The sequence below is a fragment of the Streptomyces sindenensis genome, assembly GCF_014649035.1.
GTDB classification, from domain to species: Bacteria; Actinomycetota; Actinomycetes; order Streptomycetales; family Streptomycetaceae; genus Streptomyces; species Streptomyces sindenensis.
The window spans coordinates 89,093-113,190 of sequence record NZ_BMSG01000004.1 but is presented as its reverse complement, the minus strand read 5'-3'; the positions used below and the strand labels follow the sequence as shown (position 1 = coordinate 113,190).

Annotated in this window: 22 protein-coding genes and 1 pseudogene; 11 read left to right on the top strand and 12 right to left on the bottom strand. The window is 72.7% G+C overall.

Going from position 1 to position 24,098, the window contains the following annotated elements; genetic code table 11:
- Nucleotides 1–45: 45 nt before the first annotated feature.
- Nucleotides 46–510, top strand: a complete 465-nt coding sequence (locus IE145_RS07315) for a hypothetical protein (RefSeq protein ID WP_229825396.1) — start codon at nucleotides 46–48, stop codon at nucleotides 508–510.
- Here the strand turns inward: IE145_RS07315 and IE145_RS34090 are convergent.
- Together IE145_RS34090 and IE145_RS07305 are read right to left on the bottom strand one after the other, a co-directional pair.
- Nucleotides 510–665, bottom strand: a pseudogene (locus IE145_RS34090) (IS5/IS1182 family transposase); the annotation flags it as partial. The gene IE145_RS07315 and the pseudogene IE145_RS34090 overlap by 1 nt on opposite strands.
- Before the next feature lie 397 nt (nucleotides 666–1,062).
- Complete coding sequence (locus tag IE145_RS07305) at nucleotides 1,063–1,566, bottom strand: lamin tail domain-containing protein (RefSeq protein ID WP_189519997.1); 504 nt, start codon at nucleotides 1,564–1,566, stop codon at nucleotides 1,063–1,065.
- Between the two features lie 674 nt (nucleotides 1,567–2,240).
- Here IE145_RS07305 and dhaK point away from each other — a divergent pair.
- From dhaK to IE145_RS07285, 4 genes are all read left to right on the top strand, one after another.
- On the top strand, nucleotides 2,241–3,233 hold the full coding sequence (dhaK, locus tag IE145_RS07300; protein WP_189519995.1) for a dihydroxyacetone kinase subunit DhaK: 993 nt from the start codon (nucleotides 2,241–2,243) through the stop codon (nucleotides 3,231–3,233).
- 43 nt (nucleotides 3,234–3,276) lie between these two features.
- On the top strand, nucleotides 3,277–3,888 hold the full coding sequence (gene dhaL, locus IE145_RS07295) for a dihydroxyacetone kinase subunit DhaL (RefSeq protein ID WP_189519993.1): 612 nt from the start codon (nucleotides 3,277–3,279) through the stop codon (nucleotides 3,886–3,888).
- On the top strand, nucleotides 3,885–4,295 hold the full coding sequence (locus IE145_RS07290) for a PTS-dependent dihydroxyacetone kinase phosphotransferase subunit DhaM (RefSeq protein ID WP_189519991.1): 411 nt from the start codon (nucleotides 3,885–3,887) through the stop codon (nucleotides 4,293–4,295). Before dhaL ends, IE145_RS07290 begins: the two co-directional genes overlap by 4 nt.
- A gap of 77 nt (nucleotides 4,296–4,372) precedes the next feature.
- On the top strand, nucleotides 4,373–4,882 hold the full coding sequence (locus IE145_RS07285) for an NUDIX hydrolase (protein ID WP_189519990.1): 510 nt from the start codon (nucleotides 4,373–4,375) through the stop codon (nucleotides 4,880–4,882).
- Here IE145_RS07285 and abc-f read toward each other — a convergent pair.
- From abc-f to IE145_RS07265, 4 genes are all read right to left on the bottom strand, one after another.
- Nucleotides 4,846–6,579: a ribosomal protection-like ABC-F family protein gene (gene abc-f, locus IE145_RS07280; RefSeq protein ID WP_189519987.1), complete on the bottom strand. Its 1,734-nt coding sequence runs from the start codon at nucleotides 6,577–6,579 to the stop codon at nucleotides 4,846–4,848. The genes IE145_RS07285 and abc-f overlap by 37 nt on opposite strands.
- A gap of 365 nt (nucleotides 6,580–6,944) precedes the next feature.
- Nucleotides 6,945–7,985: an NAD(P)-dependent alcohol dehydrogenase gene (locus IE145_RS07275; RefSeq protein ID WP_189519985.1), complete on the bottom strand. Its 1,041-nt coding sequence runs from the start codon at nucleotides 7,983–7,985 to the stop codon at nucleotides 6,945–6,947.
- Between the two features lie 234 nt (nucleotides 7,986–8,219).
- Nucleotides 8,220–9,389, bottom strand: coding sequence for a PP2C family protein-serine/threonine phosphatase (locus IE145_RS07270; RefSeq protein WP_189519983.1), 1,170 nt, complete (start codon nucleotides 9,387–9,389; stop codon nucleotides 8,220–8,222).
- 188 nt (nucleotides 9,390–9,577) lie between these two features.
- On the bottom strand, nucleotides 9,578–10,321 hold the full coding sequence (locus tag IE145_RS07265; RefSeq protein ID WP_189519981.1) for a GNAT family N-acetyltransferase: 744 nt from the start codon (nucleotides 10,319–10,321) through the stop codon (nucleotides 9,578–9,580).
- A 572-nt stretch (nucleotides 10,322–10,893) separates the two neighbouring features.
- Between IE145_RS07265 and IE145_RS07260 the strand changes: the two genes are divergently transcribed.
- The 5 genes from IE145_RS07260 to IE145_RS07240 all read left to right on the top strand — a co-directional run bounded on the left by IE145_RS07260 (nucleotide 10,894) and on the right by IE145_RS07240 (nucleotide 15,416).
- Nucleotides 10,894–11,766, top strand: coding sequence for an RNA polymerase sigma factor SigF (locus IE145_RS07260; RefSeq protein WP_189519979.1), 873 nt, complete (start codon nucleotides 10,894–10,896; stop codon nucleotides 11,764–11,766).
- A gap of 139 nt (nucleotides 11,767–11,905) precedes the next feature.
- Nucleotides 11,906–12,787 carry a TetR/AcrR family transcriptional regulator gene (locus tag IE145_RS07255; RefSeq protein ID WP_189519977.1) on the top strand — a complete coding sequence of 294 codons (882 nt, stop codon included), beginning with the start codon at nucleotides 11,906–11,908 and terminating at the stop codon, nucleotides 12,785–12,787.
- Between the two features lie 62 nt (nucleotides 12,788–12,849).
- The gene (locus tag IE145_RS07250; protein WP_179887487.1) at nucleotides 12,850–13,743 is read left to right on the top strand and encodes a beta-keto acid cleavage family enzyme; all 894 of its coding nucleotides are present in this window, start codon (nucleotides 12,850–12,852) and stop codon (nucleotides 13,741–13,743) included.
- Nucleotides 13,744–13,797: 54 nt separating this feature from the next.
- Nucleotides 13,798–14,805, top strand: coding sequence for a 3-hydroxyacyl-CoA dehydrogenase NAD-binding domain-containing protein (locus IE145_RS07245; RefSeq protein WP_189519975.1), 1,008 nt, complete (start codon nucleotides 13,798–13,800; stop codon nucleotides 14,803–14,805).
- A 110-nt stretch (nucleotides 14,806–14,915) separates the two neighbouring features.
- Complete coding sequence (locus IE145_RS07240; protein ID WP_189520231.1) at nucleotides 14,916–15,416, top strand: thioesterase family protein; 501 nt, start codon at nucleotides 14,916–14,918, stop codon at nucleotides 15,414–15,416.
- A gap of 152 nt (nucleotides 15,417–15,568) precedes the next feature.
- On the opposite strand, the gene IE145_RS07235 is transcribed toward IE145_RS07240, so the two are convergent.
- Complete coding sequence (locus tag IE145_RS07235; protein ID WP_229825392.1) at nucleotides 15,569–16,231, bottom strand: adenosylcobinamide amidohydrolase; 663 nt, start codon at nucleotides 16,229–16,231, stop codon at nucleotides 15,569–15,571.
- 380 nt (nucleotides 16,232–16,611) lie between these two features.
- Between IE145_RS07235 and IE145_RS07230 the strand changes: the two genes are divergently transcribed.
- Nucleotides 16,612–17,658, top strand: coding sequence for a PRC and DUF2382 domain-containing protein (locus IE145_RS07230; protein ID WP_189519973.1), 1,047 nt, complete (start codon nucleotides 16,612–16,614; stop codon nucleotides 17,656–17,658).
- 304 nt (nucleotides 17,659–17,962) lie between these two features.
- Here the strand turns inward: IE145_RS07230 and IE145_RS07225 are convergent, their stop codons facing one another.
- The 5 genes from IE145_RS07225 to IE145_RS07205 form a co-directional block, all read right to left on the bottom strand.
- The gene (locus tag IE145_RS07225; protein ID WP_189519971.1) at nucleotides 17,963–19,192 is read right to left on the bottom strand and encodes a beta-ketoacyl-[acyl-carrier-protein] synthase family protein; all 1,230 of its coding nucleotides are present in this window, start codon (nucleotides 19,190–19,192) and stop codon (nucleotides 17,963–17,965) included.
- Entirely contained in the window at nucleotides 19,189–19,464 is a 276-nt protein-coding gene (locus tag IE145_RS07220) for an acyl carrier protein (protein WP_069735184.1), read from the bottom strand. Before IE145_RS07220 ends, IE145_RS07225 begins: the two co-directional genes overlap by 4 nt.
- Nucleotides 19,465–19,559: 95 nt before the next feature.
- On the bottom strand, nucleotides 19,560–21,590 hold the full coding sequence (locus IE145_RS07215) for an acyl-CoA dehydrogenase family protein (protein WP_189519969.1): 2,031 nt from the start codon (nucleotides 21,588–21,590) through the stop codon (nucleotides 19,560–19,562).
- A gap of 55 nt (nucleotides 21,591–21,645) precedes the next feature.
- Nucleotides 21,646–22,902, bottom strand: a complete 1,257-nt coding sequence (locus IE145_RS07210; protein WP_189519967.1) for a beta-ketoacyl-[acyl-carrier-protein] synthase family protein — start codon at nucleotides 22,900–22,902, stop codon at nucleotides 21,646–21,648.
- Nucleotides 22,886–23,920, bottom strand: a complete 1,035-nt coding sequence (locus tag IE145_RS07205) for a beta-ketoacyl-ACP synthase 3 (protein WP_189519965.1) — start codon at nucleotides 23,918–23,920, stop codon at nucleotides 22,886–22,888. Before IE145_RS07205 ends, IE145_RS07210 begins: the two co-directional genes overlap by 17 nt.
- Between the last annotated feature and the right edge of the window lie 178 nt (nucleotides 23,921–24,098).

Genomic DNA, 24,098 nt, shown 5'->3' with positions numbered 1-24,098 from the left:
TGAGACGGATAGGGTGCCCCCGAAGTCAGCCATGGGGGGATCTCGTTGGAGCGACGGAAGCTGATCGGGATCGGGGCAGGACTGGCGGCCCTGCCCGCCTGGTGGGCCCTGCGTCAGGCAGCGGACGGGGCCAAGGGCGACTGGCGCACCGACACCACACCGCTGCAGCAGGCGTTCCCGCTGCTGGGCCCGCTCACCGACGCCAAATGGGTGAGCAGCCGGGACAACAATCGGGACATACCGTCGCCGGAGCTGGTGATCTCGGGCTTCGCCCGGCTGACACCGGGAAAGCTTGCCGAACTGACGGCGGCCCACACCTTCGTCTCCGAGGGTCCGGCCGATGACTTCTCCTCGTGGTTCGAGGAGCCACTCAAGGGCGAGGGGCCGGAGAACCCCCAGTGGGTCCGGTCGCACGAGCTCGAGCGCGACGGCAGCGGCTACTCCACCAAGCTGTGGTTTGACCGTCGCAGCGACACTGTCCGCTTCTGGGCGCTCAACCCGCACGGCTAGACGGTGTCCCGCTCCTTGTAGAGGCCGGCGTCGCGGCCGACGGGCCGGCCGCCTCTGGAGCCCTTCTTCTTCCGGCGGGCGGCCTGGTCCTTCTTCTCCGGGATGACCGCCTTGATGCGGCGTTTGCGCAGGTGGGCACGGTTGCCGCGGGACCGCCGACCGCGTCGTGGCGGGCTCGCGCGGTGGTGGAGTCGGTGCCGACCAGGGACAGGTCCACCTCGCCGCGCTTCGCGGCCTGTGCGATCAGGCCCTCCATCAGAGCTTCGAAGACTCCGGCGTCATGCCACTGCCGGAAGCGGTTACAGCGGGGCGCTGGGCGGAGCCGTCGGCGTCCGCCCTCGGCCTGCTTCTTCAGGCCGAGGGCGGTGAATCCGGCGTACGGGGCGAGGCCGTTTATGCTCGCGCGCAGAACGGTGGCCATCTCGCCGAGCCCGACCGCGGTCGGGCCGGGGCCGTCGGCACCGTCTCCGGGGCGGTACTCCCGCTCCCGGCTCCCCTGAGACCGAAATCGTCTACGGAACAGCTCTTAAGTCGGCCGCGCCGGTGATGGCACTATCCGTGGTAGGTGATGTAGCCGTTGCCGTCACGGTCGTGGGACTTCTTGGTGTACGAGTGCACGTCCGCACGGGCGCCGGAGGGCTTGTACAGGTAGATCGTGTCCTTGTCGTTGTTCCAGATGAAGTTGCAGTTCTGCCGGTAGACCACGTTCTTGGCATCGGAATCGGTGCCGTAGTTGCCGCGCAGCTTGATGTAGTCGCCGGGCTGCAGCTTGTGGGTCGCCGGGAAGGTGAACCTGTTGCCGGCGGCGTCCTTGACGACGTAGCCCTTGAGGTTCACGGTCGCGGTGCGCGAGTAGTTCTTGATCGTCAGGTACTCGTGCTTCGTGTTGCCACCGGAGCACTTGTTGGAGTCCGAGCCGGGGGCGTCGTACTGGACACCCTTGATCTTCAAGGCCGAGGAGTACTCGGCGGCCTGCGCCGGAGCGGCGGCCGCGAGGCCCAGGGCGAGAACCGAAGCGGCGGTAGCAGCGGCGGTCAGGGCACGACGGACATGCATGAGGAGTCCCCCCTCAATGGAGCGAATGTAGCGTCCAGGAGACTATCGAGACTTGTGACCGTCCGGTGAAGGAATGGGGAAGAAAATCTGCACGACCTGAGGCGCCGAAAGACAACTCACAGACCTCAGTCGGCAATGCGCCCGTGCGGTGCCAGATGGGCGCGACCTCCGGACAGCACTGCCGCTCGGGATGCCCAGTCCAACCCTGGTCACCGTCGATGTCGGCTCACCTCCGCTCGCGCGGAGAGCATGGGGCACGGGGGCACGGCGGCACGGCGGCACGGAGCACGGGGCTGAAGCAGCAGGCTCCGGGCGGCGATCTCACCCCCCCACCCAGCGCGTCCACGATCACCCACCCCCACCCGGCTCCAGACCAACGGTTTCAAGCTCCGCCGCTTCGAGTCCGGGACTTCGCAGGCCGCCTTTGCGGTGGCATCGGACACGCCGCGTTGGCATCATCACGGTGGAGCACCCGGAAGCCGTTCCTCAAGATCAAAGCACCGCGCCAACAAACTGACGCCCGGTCACAGAACTCAGCAAGCAGTCAGCGGCAGTACCACCGGAAGGCGTGGCGAGCCGCCACGAACCGCCAAGATCCACAACTGGCTGCACCCTTGCTGACCTGGAAAGACACAGGTCAGCAAGCCCTCTGCCACGCACACCAGGAGATCGGCATGAAAATGCTCATCAACGTTCCCGAGACCGTGGTCGCCGATGCTCTGCGGGGCATCGCAGCGGCGCACCCCGAGCTCACCGTCGATGTGGAGAACCGGGTCGTCGCCCGGCGGGACGCTCCCGTGGCGGGGAAGGTGGGGCTTGTCTCCGGGGGTGGTTCCGGGCATGAGCCGCTGCATGCCGGGTTCGTCGGGCCCGGGATGCTGTCGGCCGCCTGTCCCGGGGAGGTGTTCACCTCCCCCGTGCCGGACCAGATGGTGCGGGCGGCCGCGGCCGTCGACAGCGGGGCGGGGGTGCTGTTCGTCGTCAAGAACTACACGGGCGACGTGCTGAACTTCGAGATGGCCGCCGACCTCGCCGAGGACGAGGGGGTCCAGGTCGCCCAGGTGGTGGTGGACGACGACGTGGCCGTCAGCGACAGTACGTTCACCGCCGGGCGGCGCGGCACGGGAGCGACGCTGTTCGTCGAGAAGATCGCCGGAGCGCTGGCGGACGAGGGCGCGCCGCTGGATCGGGTGGCGGCGGTCGCTCGGCAGGTGAACGGGGCCTCGCGCAGTTTCGGGGTGGCGCTCGGTGCCGTCACCACTCCGGCGAAGGGCAGCCCCACCTTCGACCTGCCTTCCGGGGAGCTGGAGTTGGGCATCGGCATCCACGGTGAGCCGGGGCGTGAGCGGCGCCCGATGATGACGTCCGGGGAGATCGCCGACTTCGCCGTGAACGCGATCCTGGAGGACCTGCGCCCCACCGGCCCGGTGCTGGCGCTGGTGAACGGCATGGGGGCGACACCGCTGCTGGAGCTGTACGGCTTCAACGCGGAGGTCCACCGGGTGCTGTCCGAGCGGGGCGTCCCCGTGGCCCGTACGCTCGTGGGGAACTACGTGACATCGCTCGACATGGCAGGCTGCTCGGTGACGCTGTGCCAGGTCGACGAGGAGCTGCTGCGGCTGTGGGACGCGCCCGTGCGGACGGCCGCGCTCCGCTGGGGCCGCTGAACCGCCGACGGGGCCCGTGACCGGTTGAGGAACAGGAGATCATGTGCTCGACACCGACTTCTTCCGCCGCTGGATGACCGCTGTCGCGGCGTCCGTGGAGCGTGAGGCGAACCATCTGACCGAGCTGGACTCGGCGATCGGGGACGCCGATCACGGCAGCAACCTCCAGCGCGGGTTCGCAGCGGTGACGGAGGTGCTGGAGAAGGACGCCCCCGCCACCCCCGGTGCGGTGCTCACCCTGGCCGGACGGCAGCTCATCTCCACCGTGGGCGGGGCCTCCGGCCCGCTCTACGGGACGCTGCTGCGCCGTACGGGCAAGGCGCTCGGCGACGACGACGCAGTGACGGGGACCCAGTTCGCCCAGGCGTTCGCGGCCGGGGTGGCCGCGGTGGGCCAGCTGGGCGGGGCCCAGGCCGGGGACAAGACGATGCTCGACGCGCTGCTGCCCGCGGCGGAAGCCCTCGCCACCTCGTTCGACGGCGCCGCCGAAGCGGCCCGTGCCGGTGCCGTGGCGACGGTGCCGATGCAGGCGCGCAAGGGCCGGGCCAGTTACCTCGGGGAGCGCAGCATCGGGCACCAGGACCCGGGCGCGACTTCGTCGGCCCTGCTGATGGAGGCCCTCGCGGCTACGGCGACGGACGGAGTGGGCGCGTGAGCGACGAGCAGCAGGTGGGCATCGTGCTGGTCTCCCACAGCGGTCCGGTCGCCGAGTCCGTCGTCGAACTGGCCCGGGGGCTCGCCGCCGGAGGGGTCACCGCACCCGTCGCCCCGGCCGGTGGGCTGCCCAACGGCGGGCTCGGGACGAGCGCGGAGCTGATCGGGCGGGCCGCCGCGTCGGTGGACCGGGGCGCAGGCGTCGCGGTCCTGGTGGACCTGGGGAGCGCGGTCCTCACGGTGAAGTCCATGCTGGCCGACGGCGACGAGCTGCCCGAGAACACCCGGCTCGTGGACGCGCCGTTCGTGGAGGGCGCGGTGGCCGCCGTGGTGACGGCCTCGGCGGGTGGTGACCTCGCGGCCGTGGAGGCGGCGGCTTCGGAGGCGTACGGCTACCGCAAGACGTGACCCCCGCACGGCGCCTCGTCCCCCGGCGGAACGCCCCCGCGTGGCGCCCCGCACTCCGTCGCCGCAGACTTGACGCCATGTCGACAGGCAGACGCAGTGCGGGGCTCCTTCTCTTCCGGGTCACGGCGGGCGAGGATGCCGGCGAGCGGGATGTCGAGGTGCTGATCGGGCATATGGGCGGGCCGTTCTGGGCGGGGCGGGAGGCGGCCGCGTGGTCGGTGCCGAAGGGCGAGTACGGGCCGGACGAGGGTCCGGAGGCGGCCGCCCGACGCGAGTTCACGGAAGAGCTGGGGGTGCCCGTCCCGCCGGGTGAGTGGATCGCGCTGGGCGAGTCACGGCAGCGCAGCGGCAAGACGGTGGCCGTGTGGGCCCTGGAGGCCGAACTGGACCTCGCGTCCGTCGTGCCCGGGACGTTCACGATGGAGTGGCCGCGCGGGTCCGGCGTGCAGCAGGAGTTCCCGGAGATGGACCGGTTCGCCTGGTGCACGCCGGAGCAGGCCGCCGAGCGGCTCGTCGCCGGACAGCGGGTGTTCGTCGACCGGCTGCGCGCTCAGGTGCGCGGGGCTGCCGCCTCCCCCGGCGCGTAGGCGGAGGCCCGGGCCGGATCCGTGCGCACCTCGCGGCCTGCCCGCAGTTCCAGGACCTCGCCGGTGAAGCGGGCCCGGAAGCTGCGGTCGTGCGAGACGACGACGACCGCGCCCCGGTACTGGTCGAGGGCCCGCTCCAGCTCCTCGACCAGGCTCAGCGCGATGTGGTTCGTCGGCTCGTCCAGCACCAGCAGATCCGCCGGCCGGGTCACCAGACGGGCCAGGGCCAGCCTGCGCTGCTGGCCGACCGAGAGGGACGCGACGGGCACGTCGAGGTCCTCGGGGCGGAGGAGGCCGAGGGCCAGGAGGTCGTCGGCGTACTCGTCGGGGAAGCCGGGCAGGCCCGCCGCGAAGGTGGCGAGCAGGGTACGCCGGGTCGGACGAGCGGGCAGTTCCTGCGGCAGGTAGCCGATGCGGGCGTGGCGGGTGACCGTTCCCGTGTCGGGGGTCAGGTCGCCCGCGAGGACCCGCAGCAGGGTGGTCTTCCCGGCCCCGTTCTCACCGGTCACCAGAAGCCGGGCTCCCGGGGTCACGCGCAGGGAGGAGAGGTGGAGCCGGTTGCCGACGGAGACGGAGTCCAGCTCCACGAGGGCCCCCGGGCCACCCGCCGGGCCGGTGGAGTGGGTCGCCGAGCCCGTCTCCGTACCGGCCGACGGGCGGCCGGTGAAGGCGAGCGGGCGGGGCGGGGGTGGCACGGGTGACCTGCGCAGGGCGTCCAGTCGGGTCCGCGCCGCCCGGACCCGGCCGGACAGCTTGGCCTCGTGCGAACGGCGGTGCTTGCCGAAGCCCTCTTTCGGGTCGCCCCCGGTGGCCGCGAGCCGTGCTCCCGCCGCCTCGACGAGCGCCTCGGTGCGGGCCAGGTCCGCCAGGTACTCCTCGTGCTCCTGGGCCCAGCGGCGGCGGGCGGCGGCCTTGGCGGTGCGGTAGCCGTCCCAGCCGTCCCCGTACCGGGTGACCGTACGCAGGTCCCGGTCGACCTCCAGGATCACCGAGGTGACCCGTTCCAGGAACGCCCGGTCGTGGGTGATCGCCACGACGGTGCCCCGGTGGGCGCGCAGGTGGTCCTCCAGCCAGCCGACGGCGCGGGCGTCGAGGTGGTTGGTCGGTTCGTCGAGCAGCAGCAGTTCGGGAGCGGCGGCCAGCACGCAGGCGAGGGCGAGCCGGGACTGCTCGCCGCCGGACAGCGTGCCGAGCGGGCGGTCGCGGGTGAGGTGGGCGAGGCCGAGACCGTGCAGGGCCGCTTCGGTACGGGCCTCGGCCCGGTAGCCGTCGCGGTCCTCGTAGGCGGTGAGGAGGTCCCCGTACGCGGTGAGTTCCGCGTCGGTGGGTTCCGGGTCGCCGGGCTTCCGCTCCGAGAGGCCGGCCTCCGCCTCGCGGATGCGGTGTTCGAGGGCGCGCAGTTCGGCGAGGGCCGCGTCGACGGCGTCCTGCACGGTGGCGGCCGGGTCGAGGTCGAGCGTCTGGGCGAGGTAGCCGGTGCCGCCGGGGAACCGGACGGTGATCTCACCGGTGTCCGGGGCCTCGGCTCCGGCCAGCAGGCGGAGCAGGGTGGACTTTCCGGAGCCGTTCTCACCGATGACGGCGGTCTTCTCACCGGGCCGGACGGTGAGGGTCACCTGGTCGAGTACGGAGCGGTCCCCGTACGCCTTGGAGACGTCCTTCATGGCCAGTTGAGCGCGCTCGCGCTGGGGGTGCATGGGTGCCTTTTCCCTGGGTGACGGCCCGCGACGGCGCGCACGGAAGCGCGGCGGGAGCGGGGCGTGGATGCCGGACGGCGGAGGGACGGCGGCGGGCGCGCGGGGTGACGTCGACGTCACCAGAACATCGTGACAGCGAACGTCGTGACTGCGAACATCGTGACAGAGAACGTCGTCACGAGGGCCTTGGCACCGGGGCGTCTCAGAAGGACGCGTGGTGCGGCGCGCTGCGGCCGTCCGGGCCGGGAATCAGCGGAAGAAGTAGTAGAAGCGGTACGAACCCATGTCGGCCAGTCTAGCGGCGGGCGGCCTCCCCCTGCCGGGGTTTTCCCCCGCCGGGGTTCTCGGCCGCCCCCGCTCGTTGGTCAGCCGTTGGGCAGGATGACGGCCCGGCCGTTGATCCTGCCGTCGTGGAGGCGCTCGTACGCGAGCGGAGCCTCGTCGAGGGAGTACGTCTCCACGTGTACGTCCACCGCTCCGGCGTGGGCCAGGTCGAGGACCTCGGCCAGCTCCTTGCGCGAGCCCCAGTAGGGTGCGCAGACAGTGGCCCCGTACGGGATCGTCCCGAAGCCGACCGGGAGCGCGCCGCCGCCGATGCCCACGAGGGTGACGTCGCCGTCCACGCGGGCGACGGCTCCGGCGGTCTGCACGGTGGGCGGCGCTCCGACGAAGTCGAGGACCACGTGGGCGCCGAGGCCGTCGGTCAGTTCCCTCACCCGGGCGGCCGCCTTCTCGTCGGAGAGGACCGCTTCGTGCGCGCCGACGGTCCTGGCCAGCGCGAGCTTGTCCTCGGTGACGTCGAGGGCGATCACCCGGGCGGCCGTCATGGCGCGCAGCAGCTGGATCGCGACGTGGCCGAGGCCGCCGGTGCCGATGACGACGGCTGTGGAGCCGGGCACGAGCTTCGCCAGGGAACGCACGATCGCGTGGTACGGGGTGAGCCCGGCGTCGGTGAGGGGCACCGTCTTCACCGGGTCCAGGTCGCCGATCGGGACGAGGTGGCGAGGGTTGTCGACGATCATGTACTCGGCCATCGCGCCCGGGGCGCCGAGGCCGGGCGGCATGATGCCGAGCTCCCCGGCACGCAGGCAGTAGTTCTCCTTGCCCTCCGCGCAGTTCACGCAGGTGCCGCAGCCCCAGGGGCCGTACACCGCGACGGAGTCGCCGACCGCGAAGCCGTCGACACCGTCACCGAGGGCGGCGACCGTGCCGACACCCTCGTGGCCCAGGGTGAGGGGCAGGGGGAAGGGGATCTGCTCGGCGGGCCAGCTCATCACGGCGATGTCGGAGTGGCAGACGCCGGCGGCGGTGACCTTCAGCAGGACCTGGCCGGGGCCGGGCTCGGGATCCGGGACCGTGACCACCTCGGGGGCGGCGCCGACGGTGCGGTACTGAACGGCTCTCATGGGTCTCCTCGCTTCTTCCTTGCTTCTTGCCCGGTCTCGCCGCCCCCCCCGTATTTCTCCGTGTTCTGTGTTCTCTGTTCTCTTTGTCGCCCTCGTGTTCCCTGGTTCTCATTGTCGCCCCCATGTCCGTTGCCCGCCGGTAGGCGAGGAGCGGAGGCCCCGGGGCCTCCGGCGGGCGCGCAGGGCCGATGTCCCCACGCGACATTCGTCCCGTGGGGACACCAGGAGGACGCGTCAACGGGGGGCCGCGGGGGCGCGGCGCAGCGCCAGCGCGGCGACGTCGTCGCGCCGGACGCCGCCGGAGAACTCCTCCAGGTCGACATGGAGCGCGTCGAGCAGCTCGCGCGGACCGTGCCCGGCCCAGGCCGCGACGCGCTCGTCCAGCGGGTAGAAGGCACCCGTGGCATCGCGGGCCTCGGTCACCCCGTCGGTGACGACGAGGAGCGTCGCGTCCGGCGGGAAGTCGAAGGACTCCGCCCCACGGGCCTCCCGGCTGAGTCCGGCGAGGCCGAGGGGGACGGAGGTCCGGTGGAGGGTGACGGCCGAGGTCCGGCCGTCGTGCAGCAGGCGGGGCGGCAGATGGCCGCAGTTCACGGCCTCCACCCGGCCGCTCTCGTCGAACCCGAGCACGAGCGCGGTCACGAAGCGTTCGGCCTCGCCGGTCTGGACGGAGAACTCGTTGTGCCGGACGACCGCGTCCTCCAGCGCCTGGACCACTCCGGTGAGCGTGGGTTCACGGATGGCGGCCTCGCGGAACGCGGCGATGGCCGCGAATCCGGCGCCGATGGCCGCGAGCCCTTTGCCCTGGACGTCCCCGATGATCACCCGGGTCCCGTGGGGCGACTCGACGACCTCGTAGATGTCTCCGCCGACGAAGCGGTCCTCCTCGATCGGCTCGTAGAGCCCGTACGCGAAGACGTGGTCGGTCACGACGGGCAGCGGCCGCAGGATCTGGCGTTGCAGGGTGACGGCGGCGGACCGCAGCCGCGCCATCTCGGTGGCGTGCCGGATGCGCGCCGCGCAGGCGGCGACCCCGAGGGCGCAGGCGAGGACGGCGAAGCCGATGCCGAAGACGAAGTCCCAGAAGGTGCCGTCCGCGCCGGCCCGGAAGCCGACGACGATCGTGGTGATCCACACCGCGACCCAGATGGTCTGGCGGAGGCTGCAGTAGACGGAGGCCAGCGCCGGGACGACCACGAGCAACGGCACGACCCGCAGGTCGTTGCCCGCCCTGACGTCGAGGAAGACGACCAGCAGGGTAAGCAGGGCGAGACCGCCGACCAGCGCCCCGTTGCCGATGCGGCCCTGGGACACCGCCGCGATGCTCGCGTCCGGGCTCTGTACGGCACCGTCCCGGTGCCGTACACCGCTCTGCCTCTTCTGCGTCTGTGGCTTGTGTGCCATGTCCAGCAACCTCATGGGCACGGCCTGTCCTCCCGCTGGTGCCTCGGCGCCGCCCGCAGTTTCGGCCGGTCCCTTCCAGTTGACCGGGAGGCGGGCGTCCGCACAGGAGGCATTGGGACCCCGAGGGGGTGCCGAAGGTCCCGCCCGGGACTTATGGCCCGGGGCTTCGGGCCCGGGCCGGGGGTGCCTCAGGTCCCGTGGGCAGCGGGGAACGTGGCGGGGACGAGCGCCGAGATGAATTCCGTACGCCGGCGAAGCCGGAAGCCGAGGGACTCGTAGAGCCGGATGGCGCCCGTGTTGGAGGCGGACGCATGCAGGAACGGCGTCTCGCCGCGCTCTCGGATCCCGTGCGCGACCGCCAGGACCAGCCGGCTCGCCAGTCCCTGCCCCCGTACGGACTCGTCCGTGCAGACGCCGCTGATCTCGGTCCAGCCGGGCGGGTGCAGCCGCTCCCCCGCCATCGCCACCAGGGCGCCGCCCCGCCGGATACCCAGATACGTGCCCAGCTCGACCGTGCGCGGCAGGAAGGGGCCGGGGCGGGCGCGCGCCACCAGGTCCAGTATGTCCGGCACGTCCCGCGGGCCGAGCAGGGCCGCCTCCGGGTCGGGCGCGGCGTTTGACGACTCGTCGACCAGCTGGACCCCGCCACCCCGGAAGACGATCTCCCAGTCGCGCGGTGGCGGCGCCCGGAACGCGGCCAGGTCGACGGAGCTGCCCGGCCCCGCGAGCGCCGCGAGATCGGCCCAGTCCTGGGCGTCCGGGTCGTCGGGGAGCGCGATCCAGGGGGAGACGTCGACGGGATAGCGCAGAATCCGGCCACGGCTCTCGGCGAAGTGGGCGTGCGGACCGGTGAGCGACGACCGGGCGGGATTGTCCAGCGGGTGGAGCCGGGAAGGCGTATCGGTCCGGGGCCGGATGTCGTTCTGGGTCATGGTCTCCTCGGTCTTGTTCCGTTCGACGCTCGGTTGCTCGGCCGCGGGTTCCCCGCTTCCGGAGCAGGGCACCCGTCGGGGAGGAAAGGCCAGTGGACACGGCGTGCAGTCCGCGAGTCGAATCCGTTCATGGCACCGCGATCATCGGCCGTCATGCGACAACCGTCGGGGGCCTCCGGGGACCGACGGGAGCCGTCACGGCGTGCGCACGCCCGCGGCCGAGCGGCGAAAACGACTCATCCGTAGGCCAATACGTGCCAGTGCGGTCCCAACGGCCGCCCGCCTGTGGCACTCTGGTGGCGACCGCCCCACCGGGCTCCCCCGTACCGGTGGGGCGGTTCTTCGTGCCTCCACGGCTCACGCTCCTCACACGCACTCCGCTGACGCGCCTGTCACTCGCGCCGCTCGGACAGCCGCAGATGACGGCTCCTCAGAACCGAACCAGGCTTGTTTCCGGCCACCTCGATCCGTAAGGCCAGATCAACTCCCTTCGTCACGCATGAGAGCCGTGGCCCCGGGCAGGCGACAGGCCTCAGGGCCTACGAACCAGGAACCAGGGAGCGTGAAGCGACATGACCGTGCAGACCGTGCAGACCGCCGGTACGGAGCGGACGGGCACCAGCGAAGAGCTTCCGTGGATCGAGGACGCCGGGAAGATCGCCCCACTGGACGCGCGCCGCCTCTCACGCCTCTTCTTCGACCGCCTCCAGGTCCTGGAGGAGGGCACGCACGAGTACCAGTACGCGCGCAACACCCTCATCGAGATGAATCTGTCCCTCGTCCGCTTCGCCGCCAACCGCTTCCGCAACCGGGGCAGCGGCGACATGGAGGACATCGTCCAGGTCGGCACCATCGGACTGATCAAGGCGATCGACCGCTTCGACCTCTCCCGGGAGGTCGAGTTCACCTCGTTCGCGGTGCCGTACATCGTCGGGGAGATCAAGCGGTTCTTCCGCGACACGAGCTGGGCGGTACACGTGCCGCGACGCCTCCAGGAGCTGCGGGTCGATCTCGCCAAGGCGAAGGAGGCCCTGGCCGGTGAACTCGACCGGGACCCCACACCCAAGGAACTGGCGGAGTACCTGGGGATCGAGGAGTCCGAGGTCACGGAGGGGATCGTCGCCTCCAACGGCTATACGGCGGGCTCCCTGGACATGCCGACCGATACCGCGGAGGCCGGCCCCGGCCAGGCCGCCGGACGGACCTTCGCCGACGTGCTGGGCGATGCGGACCCCGCCATGGAGACCGTGGAGAACCTGCACGCCCTCGCGCCCCTGCTGGACGAACTGGACGAGCGGGAGCGCCGGATCATCGACATGCGCTTCGGCCAGGAGATGACCCAGGCGCAGATCGGCGCGGAGCTCGGAATATCGCAGATGCACGTGTCGCGGCTGCTCAGCCGGATGCTGGGCAAGCTGCGGAGCGGGATGCTCGTCCAGGAGTGACCGCCGGGCGAACAGCCCGGACGAGGGGTGTTGCGGTTCTGACTGATGCATCAGTCAGAACCGCAACACCCCTCCTCTTTCATGGTACGCACCCTCCTTGTGTTGAGGTTTTCTCAACACATCGTTACGGTGGCTGACCATGCAGCAGCAGGACGAGGTGGCCGCACGGGTCCGGCAGGTGATCGACGCGGCGGGTGTGAGCGCGCGCGAGTTCGCCCGGCGGATCGTCATCGATCCGTCGAAGCTGTCCCGGTCCCTCAACGGCACTCGCCGCTTCACCGCCGCCGAGCTGGCCCGGATCGCGGACATCGGCGGCGTGGACGTGGGCCGGCTGCTCGGGTCGGCGGCGACGCCGTCGCCCGTACGTCCTGTGTCGGGCCCCCGCCCGTCGCCGCCCCCGCCGGAGGGCGGCAGGCCTCTCCAGATCGTGCGCGAAACCGTCCGGCTCATCGCCGAGCGCGGATTCCATGCCGTCCGGGTCGCGGACATCGCCGCGGCCTGCCACACCAGCACGGCGGCGATCCACTACCACTTCCCCGGCCGTGACGAACTGCTCGAAGCCGCGGTCCGCTGGTGCATGGACGAGGACACCCGTCGCCGCGCCGACGCCACGGCCGGTACGCGGCACGCCGGGGACGAACTGCGCCTGCTGATCGAACTCCAGACGCCCCGCACCGAGCAGCAACGGCGGCAGTGGTGCGTCTGGCTCGACCTGTGGGCCGAGGCCGCCCGGTCCACCACGGTCGGGCGACTCCACGTCGAGTACTACCGCCAGTGGCGGGAAACGGTCGCCGAGGTGATCCGGCGCGGCGTCGCGCAGGGAGTGTTCCGCCCGGTCGACGCGGACGGCGCGGCCCTCGCCCTCACCGCCCTCATCGACGGCCTGGCCTCCCAGGTCCTGGCCACCGAACCCGGCGGCCCGCACGACACGGTCCCGTACACCGGCGCCCAGGCCATGCACGACACGCTGATCGCCCATGTGGATGCCTGCCTGACAGCGGCTCCCACGGCCGCCGACTGATCCCCGTACGACGACAAGCCCCCCACACCACCCCCCAGCTCCCCCGGAGGAGATGTTTCCGCATGCCCGTCAACCAAGACGTCATCATCACCTGTGCCCTCACCGGAGCCGGCGACACCGTCGGCCGCAGCCCCCATGTCCCGGTGACCCCCGAGCAGATCGCCGCCTCCGCCGTCGAGGCCGCCGGGGCGGGCGCGGCCGTGGTCCACATCCACGTCCGCGAGCCGGAGACCGGCGCACCCTCCCGCGACCCCCGGCTCTACCGGGAGGTCGTCGAGCGGATCCGGGAGACCGGCACCGACGTCGTCATCAACCTGACCGCCGGTATGGGCGGGGACCTGGTCATCGACCCGGAGGCCCCCCTCCGCCAGCTCCCGGGCACCGACCTGGTCAGCGGGCTGGACCGGCTGCCGCACGTGGAGGAGCTGCTGCCGGACATCTGCACGCTCGACTGCGGTTCGCTCAACTTCGGCGACGGCAGCAACCTCTACGTCTCCACCCCCGACATGCTGCGCACCGGTGCGAAGCGCATCCAGGAACTCGGCGTCAGGCCCGAGCTGGAGATCTTCGACACCGGGCAGCTGTGGTTCGCCAAGCAGCTCCTCGCCGAGGGGCTGCTCGACGACCCCACGGTCTTCCAGCTCTGCATGGGCATCCCGTGGGGCGCGCCCGCCGACCCGGGGGTCCTCCAGTCGATGGTCAACATGCTTCCCCGGGGCGCCCAGTGGGCGAGCTTCGCGCTCGGCCGGATGCAGATGCCCTGGGTCGCCCAGTCGATCCTGCTCGGCGGACACGTACGGGTCGGCCTGGAGGACAACCTCTATCTGGGCAAGGGCGTCAAGGCGACCAACGGCCAGCTGGTGGAGCGCGCCGTGCGGATCACCGAGTCCCTGGGCTCCCGGGTCGCCACACCCGACGAGGCCCGCGAGAAGCTCGGCCTGCGCCCCCGCACCTGATCCCCCCGATCTCCCGACTCCTCTTCCCCTCACCGTCTTTCCGGAGTGCCGCCCATGACCGTCATCCCCTCCCCCGCCCCGCCCCCCGGTCCCTTCTCCTCCTGCGCCCCCGAGGACGTACGCCGTGTGGCGTGCGTCGGGGCCGGGGTGATCGGCGGTGGCTGGGCCGCCCACTTCCTCGCCCGCGGTTACGACGTCACCGCCTGGGACCCCTCCCCCGACGCGGCCGTCCGGCTGCACCGGCTCATCGCCGCCGCCTGGCCCGCGCTGGAACAGCTCGGGCTGGCCGACGGGGCCTCGCAGGACCGGCTGACCGTCACCGCGACCCTCGAAGAGGCCGTGGCCGAGGCCCAGTTCGTCCAGGAGAGCGCCCCCGAGAAGCTCGGCCTCAAGCGCGATCTGCTGGCCCGGCTGGACGCCGCCGCCCCCGCCGGTACGGTGATCGCCTCCTCGACCTCCGGCTATCCGATGACGGACATGCAGACGCAGGCCGCCGACCCCGGGCGGCTCGTCGTCGGGCACCCCTTCAACCCGCCCTACCTCATCCCCCTGGTGGAGGTCGTCGGCGGTGAACGCACCGACCCCGCCGCGGTGGAGTGGGCCTCGCGTTTCTACGAGGTCGCGGGCAAGTCCGTGATCACCATGGACCGCGAGGTGCCCGGCTTCATAGCCAACCGGCTCCAGGAGGCCCTGTGGCGCGAGGCGCTGCACATGGTCGCCAACGGCGAGGCGACGGTCGCGGAGATCGACGCGTCGATCACCGAGGGGCCGGGGCTCCGCTGGGCGGTGATGGGGCCGATGCTCACGTTCGCGCTCGCGGGCGGCGAGGGCGGGATGGCCCACATGCTCGACCACTTCGGCCCCTCGCTGAAGTCGCCCTGGACCCGGCTCGAAGCACCCGAGCTGGACCGGGCCCTGTACGAGGCGGTGGTGGCCGGCTGCGACGAGGCCGCGAACGGCCGGAGCATCGCCGACCTGGTCGCCGAACGCGACCGGGGCGTCATCGACATCCTGCGGGCGACCGGCCGCCTGCCCCGTACCGCCGAGGAGGCGACCCGATGACCGAGCAGCACACCCACGAACAGACCGCCGTGGCCGAGCAGACCGCTGTGGCCGAGCAGAAGGCCGTGGCCGAGCAGACCGACGTGGCTGACGTGGCCGACGTGGCCGACGTGGCCGACTACGTCACCTCGCTCCCGCTGTTCCACCGGACCGTCCGGCCCGAATGGATCGACTACAACGGCCATATGAGCGAGGCGTTCTACGTCCTGGTCTTCGGATACGCCACCGACGCGATGATGATCGAGACCGGGCTGCACGCCGGATACCGGGAGAGCACCGGCTGCTCGCTCTACACCGCCGAGTCGCATGTCCGCTATCTCCGTGAAGTGGCCGAGGGGGCTCATCTCGCCGTCCGTACCCGGCTGTTGGGCGTGGACACGAAGAAGGCGCGCTTCTGCCACGAGTTGTACGTGGTCGACGCCCCCGACGACGTACCAGCGCCGGAGGCCGCGCCTGTGGCGACGACCGAACTGCTGGCGCTCCATGTGGACCAACGAGCCGGCCGCACCGCTCCGTTCCCGGATGCCGTACGGGAACGGCTGGCCTCGCTCGTCGAGCCCGCGCCCGCGTGGGCGGGTCGTTCGATCGCCGAGGTTCCAGCCGCCCGCTGAAGGACCTCTTTCCCGCCTGCCACGCCCCCGAGAACCAGCACCGGCAGGACCCCGCAGCGGCGCACCCCAACGCGCTGGAGCCCGCCCGCCGGCTGGAGCGGCGCGACGGGGTGGCGGACGCGGCCGATGGCCACCGCGGACAACACCCAGGGCTATCCGTTCGACGCGGGGGTTCGGCACCCGGTGACGGTGGTCCGAACCCCGGTACCCGGCGACGGCGGGCCGGCCGGTTGAGCCGCCGGGCGGGCCCCGGCCCGTACGGCGCTGTGCACCGCGCGGGCGATCCGCGCGCCCCAGGTGGAGCGGGGTCCGGCGAAGGGTTCTCCGCCGTCGGGCCCCGGTTCGGGGGCGGCGACGCACACGGCGTCGGTCGGGGTGCCCGAGCAGTCGAGCCCCGCGTCCAGGAGCGCCTGGACCTTGGCCTCGGTGGCGGTGGCGACGGCGTTGACGAGGGCGGCGTCGGAGAACGCCACGGGAAGGCTGACGACGATGTTGACCGTCCCGGGCCGGAACGAGGGCGGCCGGTCGTCGTCGGGGGCCGCCGCCCAGCCCCGCACACCGAGGCCCGTGGTGACGGTCGCCGTGACGCCGCCGTCCTCGGCGGTCGTGTACGCGGCGACGTCGGCGGCGGTCATCAGCCCGGCCCCCGGCCCGGAGAGCCCTTCCGCTGCCGCGATCTCGGCAAGGTGGCGGTCCGGGTCGAGACGCGGGTAGCCACCGGGGACCTGGGCGTTGAGGATCCAGGCCCGGGAGCCGATGCCACCGCCGAGCACCGCGCTGCTGCACACCCGCACGCCCGGCCCCAGCCGCCACACGAGGTGGTGGAGGTGCTGTCCGCCCTCGTGCCGGTCGCGAAGGTCCGCGCGCGGTTCGCCGCGTTGCGCGGGCAGCCCGGGACGTACGGAAGAGATGGCGCACCCCTGGTGGTTCGGCGGGTCGGCGGTGGTCCGTCCTGCGGCCGCCGTGGTCCGCCGATCCTATGCGAGCGCGGGCGGTTCACCCGATTGGCGTAACGCGTCCCGGAGTGGCCCGGCGCCGCCGCACGGGGCCCGGGGGCCCCGCAACGGGCCTCCGGGAGCCGCGATCGGGGCGGACGGGCGGTTGCAGCGTCCATGTGGGTGAGGCGCGATGGAAGCCGGACGCGCCACCTCCGGTGGAGCCAGCCACAGGGCGTGCCCGAGAGGAGGAATCGGTTATGGGAGCCGCTGACGGTTTCACGGATTCCGGAGAACTCGACGGTCTGACCGTGTACGACAACGACGGCGAGAAGGTCGGCAGCGTGGGCCGGGTGTACGTCGACGACGACACCGGCAAGCCCGACTGGGTCACGGTCAAGACCGGCCTGTTCGGTATGAAGGAGAGCTTCGTCCCGCTCGCCGGAGCCCGTCGAGTGGGTTCCGACCTGCACGTCGCCCATCCGAAGGAGAGCGTCAAGGACGCGCCCCGGGTGGACGCGGACGCGCACCTCTCCGTGGCCGAGGAGGAGGAGCTGTACCGGCACTACGGCCTGAGCAGGAAGTCGGGCAACCTCGGTGGGAACCGGTCGCCCGGCATGGACGCGCCGACCGTCGCCGGGACCGGGGCGATGGGCGCGGCGGGTGCCGCGGGCACGGCGCGGGGCACCGGAACGCCCCCCGGCGCCAAGGCGACCGGGCAGGGGACCACCGCCGGGACGAGCGCCGGAATGGCCGGCGCGGGAACGACAGGAGCTGCGGGCATGGCAGGAGCAGGCAGCGGCACGGGCAGGCACCGCGACACGGACGCGTCCGCCACGGCACGTCCGCTGGCGGGCGCCGGTGCGGGCACGTCCCGGGCGGCCGACATGAGCGGCAAGGAGGAGATGATCCGCTCCGAGGAGCAGCTGCACGTCGGCAAGGAAGAGTACGAGAGCGGCAAGGCACGGCTGCACAAGTACGTGGTGACCGAGGAGGTCACCCGGACGGTGCCGGTCTCCCACGAAGAGGTGCGGGTGGTCCGCGAACCGCTCCAGCCCGGCGAGAAGACCGCCGGGACCACGGACTTCGCCGAGCAGGACGTCGAGGTCACGCTGCACGCGGAACGCGCCACCGTACGCAAGGAGGCCGTGCCGGTGGAGCGGGTCCGGCTGGAGACCAACCGGGTCACCGAGCAGAAGGAAGTCTCCGCCGAGATCCGCAAGGAGAAGATCGACTACGCGGACGGCAAGGACATGGGCACCGGCAAGGACGCCGGGGGCGAGTTCGGCCAGGGGCGACGCCGCTGACCCGTACGTCTCCCAGGTGGCCACACGGCCGCTCCCAGTCCTCGGCCGCCGGGCGGGCTCGCAGCTTCGAGTCCGCCCGGCGGGCTGTCCGGGGGCGTTGGGGCCGGGAGGGGCGGGTCCGGGGCGCGGGCGGTCCGCCGGGTCCGGATTCGCACCGGATTCCCCGGCCCCGCCGCTGGGGTCCGGCCGGCCCGGGCAAGGAGTCGCGCGTGTTCTCGCAGTCCGGGTGCGGTGCGGTGGGCCACGGCCCGCGGGGCCGGTGCGGCGCGGGATCGGCCCGCCGTACCGGCCGCGCGGATTCCGTTCAGACCTGGGGAGCCTGGAGGGCGATCACCGCGTTCTGGCCGCCGAAGCCGAAGGAGTGGCTGACGGCCCGGCGTACGGGGACCTCGCGCGGGGTCTTGGTGACGCAGTCGATGGCGAACCCGGGCTCGGGGGCGTCCAGATTCGCGATCGGCGGGATCACCCCGTGCTGGAGCGTGAGGATCGTCAGGCCCGCCTCGATGGCTCCGGCCGCCCCCATGCAGTGGCCCAGGACGCCCTTGGGGGCGGTGACGGGCGGCCGGTGCGGGTAGGCCCGGCCGATGAGGGCGGCTTCGGTGGCGTCGCCCTGCGGGGTCGCCGTGCCGTGCGCGTTGACGTGGTCGACGTCCTCGGCCCGCCAGCCCGCGTCGCGCAGCGCGGCGCCGACGGCCGCCCGCGCGACCTCCCCGGCCGGGTGCGGGCTGGTGGGGTGGTGGGCGTCGGTGGTGGCCCCGGTCCCCGCGATCAGCGCTCGGGGGGAGGCTCCTCGGGCGCGGGCCTCCTCGGCCCGCTCCAGGACCATGATCGCCGCGCCCTCGCCCATGACGATCCCGGCCCGGTCGGCGGCGAAGGGGCGGCAGAGCCGGGCGGGGTCGCCGTCCCGCCGTGCCGCCGCGCCGGAGCGGGCGAAACCGGTCATGGCGACGGGGAAGACGATCGACTCGGTGGCCCCGGCGATGACGATGTCGCACTGGCCCAGGGTCAGCATGTCCCGGGCCACCGACAGCGCGGTCACCCCGGACGAGCAGGCCGTGCACGGGGCCAGGCTGGGTCCGGTGGCCTTCATCGCGATGGCGATCTCGGCCGCGGGCATGTTCGGGATGGTCAGCAGGATGCCCGAGGGTGAGGTGGCCTCGGGGCCGCGTCGCTCCAGGGCGACGGCCTGTTCGGTGAGTCCGGCGGAGCCTCCGCTGCTGGTGCCGACGACGACGGCGACCCGGGCGCCGTCCCAGTGCGCCGGGTCGAGCCCGGCGTCGGCGACCGCCTCCCGGGCGGCCAGGAGGGCGAACTTGACGTACCGGCCCATCCGGAAGGCGGACCGGCCGCCGACCGCCTCGTCGAGGTCGATGCCGGCGACCGTACAGGCGAAGTCGACGGCGCAGCCCTGCAGTTCGGGGACGGTGCGGGCGGGCGAGAGCCCGGCGCGGACCCCGTCCCAGGTGGTGTCGGTGGTGTGGCCGACCGGGGTGATCATCCCCAGTCCTGTCACGGCGATGGCGGGTCGCTTCATCGGGTGTTGCTCACCGGCACCGTCGCCTCGGCCGCCGCGCTGCCGACGGCCGCGTCGATGTACGCGGAGATGTCGGCGAGCGTGGCGTCCTTGTAAAGCTTCTCGGAGTCGGCGTCGACGCCCAGGGTCTCCTTGATGATGACGGCGAACTCGGCGACCGCGAGGGAGTCCATCTCCAGGCTGTCCATCGTGGACTCCGGCAGGACCTCGTGGGCGGGCACCTTGAACGTCCCGGTCAGTACCTCGGTGATCTTGGGGTGAATGGTCTTCATGGTCGTTCCTCTCATCGGGGTCATCGAGTTCGTCCGAGCGGCGGGGGTGAAGGGAGTTGCCCACCGACCGAAATAACTGGATGACAATCTTCCGGTTACGCCTTCCGGTGAACCGATTCGTCTACGCTCACCTGCGGCTTCTCGAACCATCGGGAGAGCACTGAGGTGGTTCCCCAGTACGCCAGAAGGACCCCGCGGGTGCCGAGCGCCGCGAACTTCTCGCGCAGCGGGCGCCTCCGGCTGCCGCAGACGGGACGCCGGAATTCCGCCGCGCGGCCCCGGATCCCCGCCCTGCGCCTCCGGTGCCAGGCCCCCTCGGGGTCGTCGTAGACGTCCGCGTACCGGGGTCCGGCGATCGGCCAGTCCGACATCAGGCGCTCGGGGAGGGCGAAGGTCTCCACCAGGGCGGGGGTGTGCTCGGCCATGGCCACGGTCGCCTCCTCCACCGCGTCGGGCAGAAGGGCGACCTGATCGGCGGTCAGCCGTCCGGAGGCGAGCAGGTCGCCGCTGTTGCGGTCGATCCACCGGAGCGCGAAGAGCCGGCGCAGCTCGGTGAGCCGGTCGCGCGCCTCCCCTTCGGGCAGGGTCGCGACGGCCTCGGCGTACGCTTCGTCCGCCTGCCGGTAGGCGTAGGCCTCGACGCCGCGCAGTGCGGCCGACGACGCGGCGTTCCAGCGGCCGAGCGGGTCGCCGGGCGGGGCGGCGCTCATCCGTTCGCGGGCGCGGGCGAACCAGAGGTCCTCGACGTCCCCGAAGAGCCGCCCGAGGAAGGCGGGGTCGTTCGGGTCGCCGGGGCCCTCGTCCTCGGCCGGGTCCCGGTCGGTGACGCCGAAGAGCATCTCGGCGGCGGCCTTGGCGTGGACGGCGAGGTTGTCGCCCTCGGCGGTGATCGCGCCCTCGATGCCGGTGACCAGCTCGGTCATCCCGTTGTTCTCCAAGAGCCCCTGGGCCCCGCACCGTTCGCGGCATTCGACGATGACGTCGCGGGCCTGCCAGGTGATCCACCCCTTGGCGACGGCGACCAGGCGTTCGGCCTCGTCCCGGTCGGCCCCGGAGGCCGACTCCCAGCCGTCCAGGGCTTTGCGGTGCAGCAGGCTCATCGCGTAGACGGTCGCCATCGCCGCGGCCAGCGGGCCGTGGTGGGTGCGGTGCGCGTACACCGGGATCCGCCGGGCGGCGCGCGATCCGGAGATCATCCGGTGGCCGGCGTAGCGGACGGCGATGGCCAGCGTGACCCGGGCGGAGCCGACCGCACAGGCGCTCATGGAGAGCTTGCCGGGGGTGACCCGGCCGATGGAGGCGAGGAACCGCCTTCTGCGGTTGGGGACTTCGCTGTGGAACCGGCCGTCGTCTCCGATCCGTCCGTGCTGTCCGGCGAGCAGCGCGTCGCGCGGGACCAAGCAGCGGTCGAAGGAGGTGAGGCAGTGGTCGACCGGGGAGCCCATCCGGGCGGGCAGCCGCCGCACCCGGACACCGGGCAGGGCACGGTGGGCGTCGGTGAGCGGGGCGAGGAAGAGGAAGACCCCGTGGTCGGTGCCGTCGGCGAGCAACCGGGCCGCCACCACACCGGACTTGGGACCGCCGGCGGGGCTGGTGTTGGGCATGAACTTCTGCGCCCCGGCGTGCGGGGTGTGCAGGACGAAGCCGTCACGTTCGCGGTCGTACGTCGCGGTCGTCTCGATGGCCGCCGCGTCATTGCCGTGCGCCACCTCCGTACAGAGGAAGGTGCCCACACGGCGCAGGGCGAGGAAGTCCGACAGGTCGCGCCGGGTGTCGGCGTCGTGGTCGAGGAGGCTGCCGAGGAAGAGGTTGTAGTGGATGCCCGCCACGGTGGTCAGCGCCGGGTCGACGGGGCCGAGCCATTCGTGGAGGGCGGCCAGCGCCCGGGGGTCGGCGGCCAGGCGGGCGCCGCTGTCGAGGGCGTTGTTGAGGATGCGCAGCCGGTGGTAGGAGAGGGCGAGTCGTTCGTCGGGGGTGCCGCCACCGGGTCGGCGAAACAGTTCTGTTGTCAGCAGGCGACGCCAGAATCCGTGCTCCTGGCGGAAGTTCGGCCCGAAGAGCACTGCGGTCAGCAAATCGTTCGTGGACGGCGAGGTCGCGTCGCTCGTGGTTACGGTCACAACCATGTAACGATCAAGGAACGGCGAGGACACCCCCGCCGTCCCGAAATGCCCGTGTCTGTCAGGCGCGTTGGAAAGCGAGCGCGACGTTGTGGCCGCCGAAGCCGAAGGAGTGGCTCAGGGCCGTCTCGACCCGCTGGTGACGGGGCTCCTTCGTCACGCAGTCGAGGCGGAAGGCGTCGGGGAGCGCGTCCAGGTTGGCGATCGGCGGCACGGCGGAACGTTCCAGCGTCAGGACGGTGGCCACGGCCTCGATCGCACCCGCGGCAGCCAGGGTGTGTCCGGTGACGCCCTTGGGGGCGGTGACCGGCGGGCGGTGCGGGAAGAGCCGGGAGATCAGGGTGGTCTCCATGGCGTCGTTGAGGGGAGTGGAGGTGCCGTGGGCGTTGATGTGGTCGACGTCGCCCGGTGCCCAGCCCGCCTGGTCGAGCGCCGCCCGCACCGCACGCTGGGCGCCGTGTCCGTCGGGGGCCGGAGCGGTGGGGTGGTGGGCGTCGGTGCTGGAACCGGCCCCGGTGAGCAGGGCGCGGGTCCGGCCGCCCCTGGCCCGTACTCCCTCCTCGCGCTCCAGGACGAGCATGGCGGCGCCCTCGCCGATGACGAAGCCGTCCCGGTCGGCGGCGAACGGGCGTGAGGCGGCGGCCGGTTCACCGGTGCGGGTGGACAGCGCGCCCATCCGGGCGAACGCGGTGACCACCAGCGGGGTGAGCACCGACTCCGCGCCGCCCGCGACCACCACGTCGCAGCTGCCGCCGAGCAGCAGATCGCGGGCGACGGCGACGGCGGTGGCCCCGGAGGCGCAGGCGGTGGCGGGGGCGAGGCTCGGGCCGCCCGCCTTCAGCGCGATGGCGACCTCGCCCGCCGCCGCGTTGGGGATCATCATCGGGACGAGGAGCGGGGAGACCGCGTCGGGGCCCGAGGCGGCCAGCTTGGCCGCGTTGTCGACGAGCACGGAGACGCCGCCGACGCCCACGCCGAGCACGACGCCGACCCGGGCGCCGTCCCACCGGGCGGGGTCGAGACCGGCGTCGGCGACGGCCTGCCGGGCGGCCACCAGCGCCAGCTTCACGAACCGGGCCATCCGCCACACCGACCGGCCGCCCACCGCCGCGTCCAGGTCGATGCCGTCGACCGGACAGGCGAAGTCGACCGGCAGGCCCGCGAGTTCCTCGATCCGCCGGGCGGTGGACCGCCCGGAGCACAGCCCCTCCCAGAAGCTGTGCTCGTCCGCCCCTGCGGGTGTCACCAGGCCGACGCCCGTCACCGCCACGGCGGTGCCGGCTCGGGCCTCGGTGCCCTGATCAGCGGGGAGCGACATGCTGTGTTCCTTCCATAGAGTCCATGCACATGGTCTGCGGGGTCCCGGGCCAGCGAAGTGCCGCCGAACCCCAGGTCAGTCCGCCCCCGAAGGCGGTGAGCAGCACCCGGTCGCCGGGACGCAGACGTCCCCCGTCCGCCGCGTCGGCCAGGGCCAGCGGGATGGAGGCCGCGCCGGTGTTGCCGACCCGCTCCAGATGGGTCACGCAGCGCTGCGGCGCGATGCCGACCCGCTCGGCGACGGCGCGCAGGATCCGGGCGTTGGCCTGGTGCGGTACGAAGCGGTCGACGTCGGCCGGGTCCCAGCCGACCCGGTCCAGGAGCATCCGGCAGGAGCCGGTCATCCGCTCCACGGCATGCTGGTAGACGGTGCCGCCCTGCATCCGGAAGAAGCCGTCGGTCAGGCCCGGCGGCTTCCCGTTCGCCCGCGCGCGGGCCCCGCCGCCGGGGACGGTGATCAGGTCGTAGCCCGTACCGTCGCTGCCCAGGTCGAACGCGAGCAGCTCCCCCGGATCGCCCCGGCGCCCGGCCGCCACCAGGGCGGCGCCCGCCCCGTCGCCGAAGACGACGCCCGCCGAACGGTCGGCGGGGTCGAGCCAGGTCGAGTAGACGTCGGCCCCGACGAGCAGGATCCGCCCGTAGAGGCCCGAGGTGACGAGACCGTGGCAGACGGCGAGGCCGTAGACGAAGCCGCTGCACACGGCGGCGATGTCCAGCGCCGGTACGGTGCCGAGCCCCAGCCGGGCCGCGAGCGCGGGGGCGGTCCCGGGGCAGAGGTGGTCGGGGGTGGCGGTGGCCAGGACCACCGCGTCCACCCCGCCCGCCGCCGGGACGCCGGCCAGCAGCCGGGAGGCCGCCTCGAACGCGAGGTCGCCGGTGGCCACGCCCGGTCCGGCCCGGTGCCGGCTGCCGATGCCGGTGCGGCGGCGCACCCAGGCGTCGTCCACGTCCCAGTCGGCGGGCAGCCGTTCGTTGCCGACCGGCTCCCCCGGCACCCAGCCCGCCACGCCCTGGAGCACCGCCGTGCGCGTCCCGGCCGCTAAGACGCCCGCCCGCGTCCCCGGCTCCGCACCCCTGTCGGCCGCCCGTCTCCGTGCCACCCGTCGCCCCGCTGCCACCCGTCGCCCCGATCCCGTTGTCGTACTGCATCAGGTTGACGAACGGTGGAACGTCTCACGGGGATGCGTTCGACTGCGC

Coding starts and splice junctions, on each gene's coding strand:
- IE145_RS07305 (WP_189519997.1), bottom strand. CDS start 1,566: ATGCATGTCCGTCGTGCCCTGACCGCCGCTGCTACCGCCGCTTCGGTT.
- dhaK (WP_189519995.1), top strand. CDS start 2,241: ATGAAAATGCTCATCAACGTTCCCGAGACCGTGGTCGCCGATGCTCTG.
- IE145_RS07285 (WP_189519990.1), top strand. CDS start 4,373: ATGTCGACAGGCAGACGCAGTGCGGGGCTCCTTCTCTTCCGGGTCACG.
- abc-f (WP_189519987.1), bottom strand. CDS start 6,579: ATGCACCCCCAGCGCGAGCGCGCTCAACTGGCCATGAAGGACGTCTCC.
- IE145_RS07275 (WP_189519985.1), bottom strand. CDS start 7,985: ATGAGAGCCGTTCAGTACCGCACCGTCGGCGCCGCCCCCGAGGTGGTC.
- IE145_RS07270 (WP_189519983.1), bottom strand. CDS start 9,389: ATGGCACACAAGCCACAGACGCAGAAGAGGCAGAGCGGTGTACGGCAC.
- IE145_RS07265 (WP_189519981.1), bottom strand. CDS start 10,321: ATGACCCAGAACGACATCCGGCCCCGGACCGATACGCCTTCCCGGCTC.
- IE145_RS07260 (WP_189519979.1), top strand. CDS start 10,894: ATGACCGTGCAGACCGTGCAGACCGCCGGTACGGAGCGGACGGGCACC.
- IE145_RS07255 (WP_189519977.1), top strand. CDS start 11,906: ATGCAGCAGCAGGACGAGGTGGCCGCACGGGTCCGGCAGGTGATCGAC.
- IE145_RS07250 (WP_179887487.1), top strand. CDS start 12,850: ATGCCCGTCAACCAAGACGTCATCATCACCTGTGCCCTCACCGGAGCC.
- IE145_RS07245 (WP_189519975.1), top strand. CDS start 13,798: ATGACCGTCATCCCCTCCCCCGCCCCGCCCCCCGGTCCCTTCTCCTCC.
- IE145_RS07230 (WP_189519973.1), top strand. CDS start 16,612: ATGGGAGCCGCTGACGGTTTCACGGATTCCGGAGAACTCGACGGTCTG.
- IE145_RS07225 (WP_189519971.1), bottom strand. CDS start 19,192: ATGAAGCGACCCGCCATCGCCGTGACAGGACTGGGGATGATCACCCCG.
- IE145_RS07220 (WP_069735184.1), bottom strand. CDS start 19,464: ATGAAGACCATTCACCCCAAGATCACCGAGGTACTGACCGGGACGTTC.
- IE145_RS07215 (WP_189519969.1), bottom strand. CDS start 21,590: ATGGTTGTGACCGTAACCACGAGCGACGCGACCTCGCCGTCCACGAAC.
- IE145_RS07210 (WP_189519967.1), bottom strand. CDS start 22,902: ATGTCGCTCCCCGCTGATCAGGGCACCGAGGCCCGAGCCGGCACCGCC.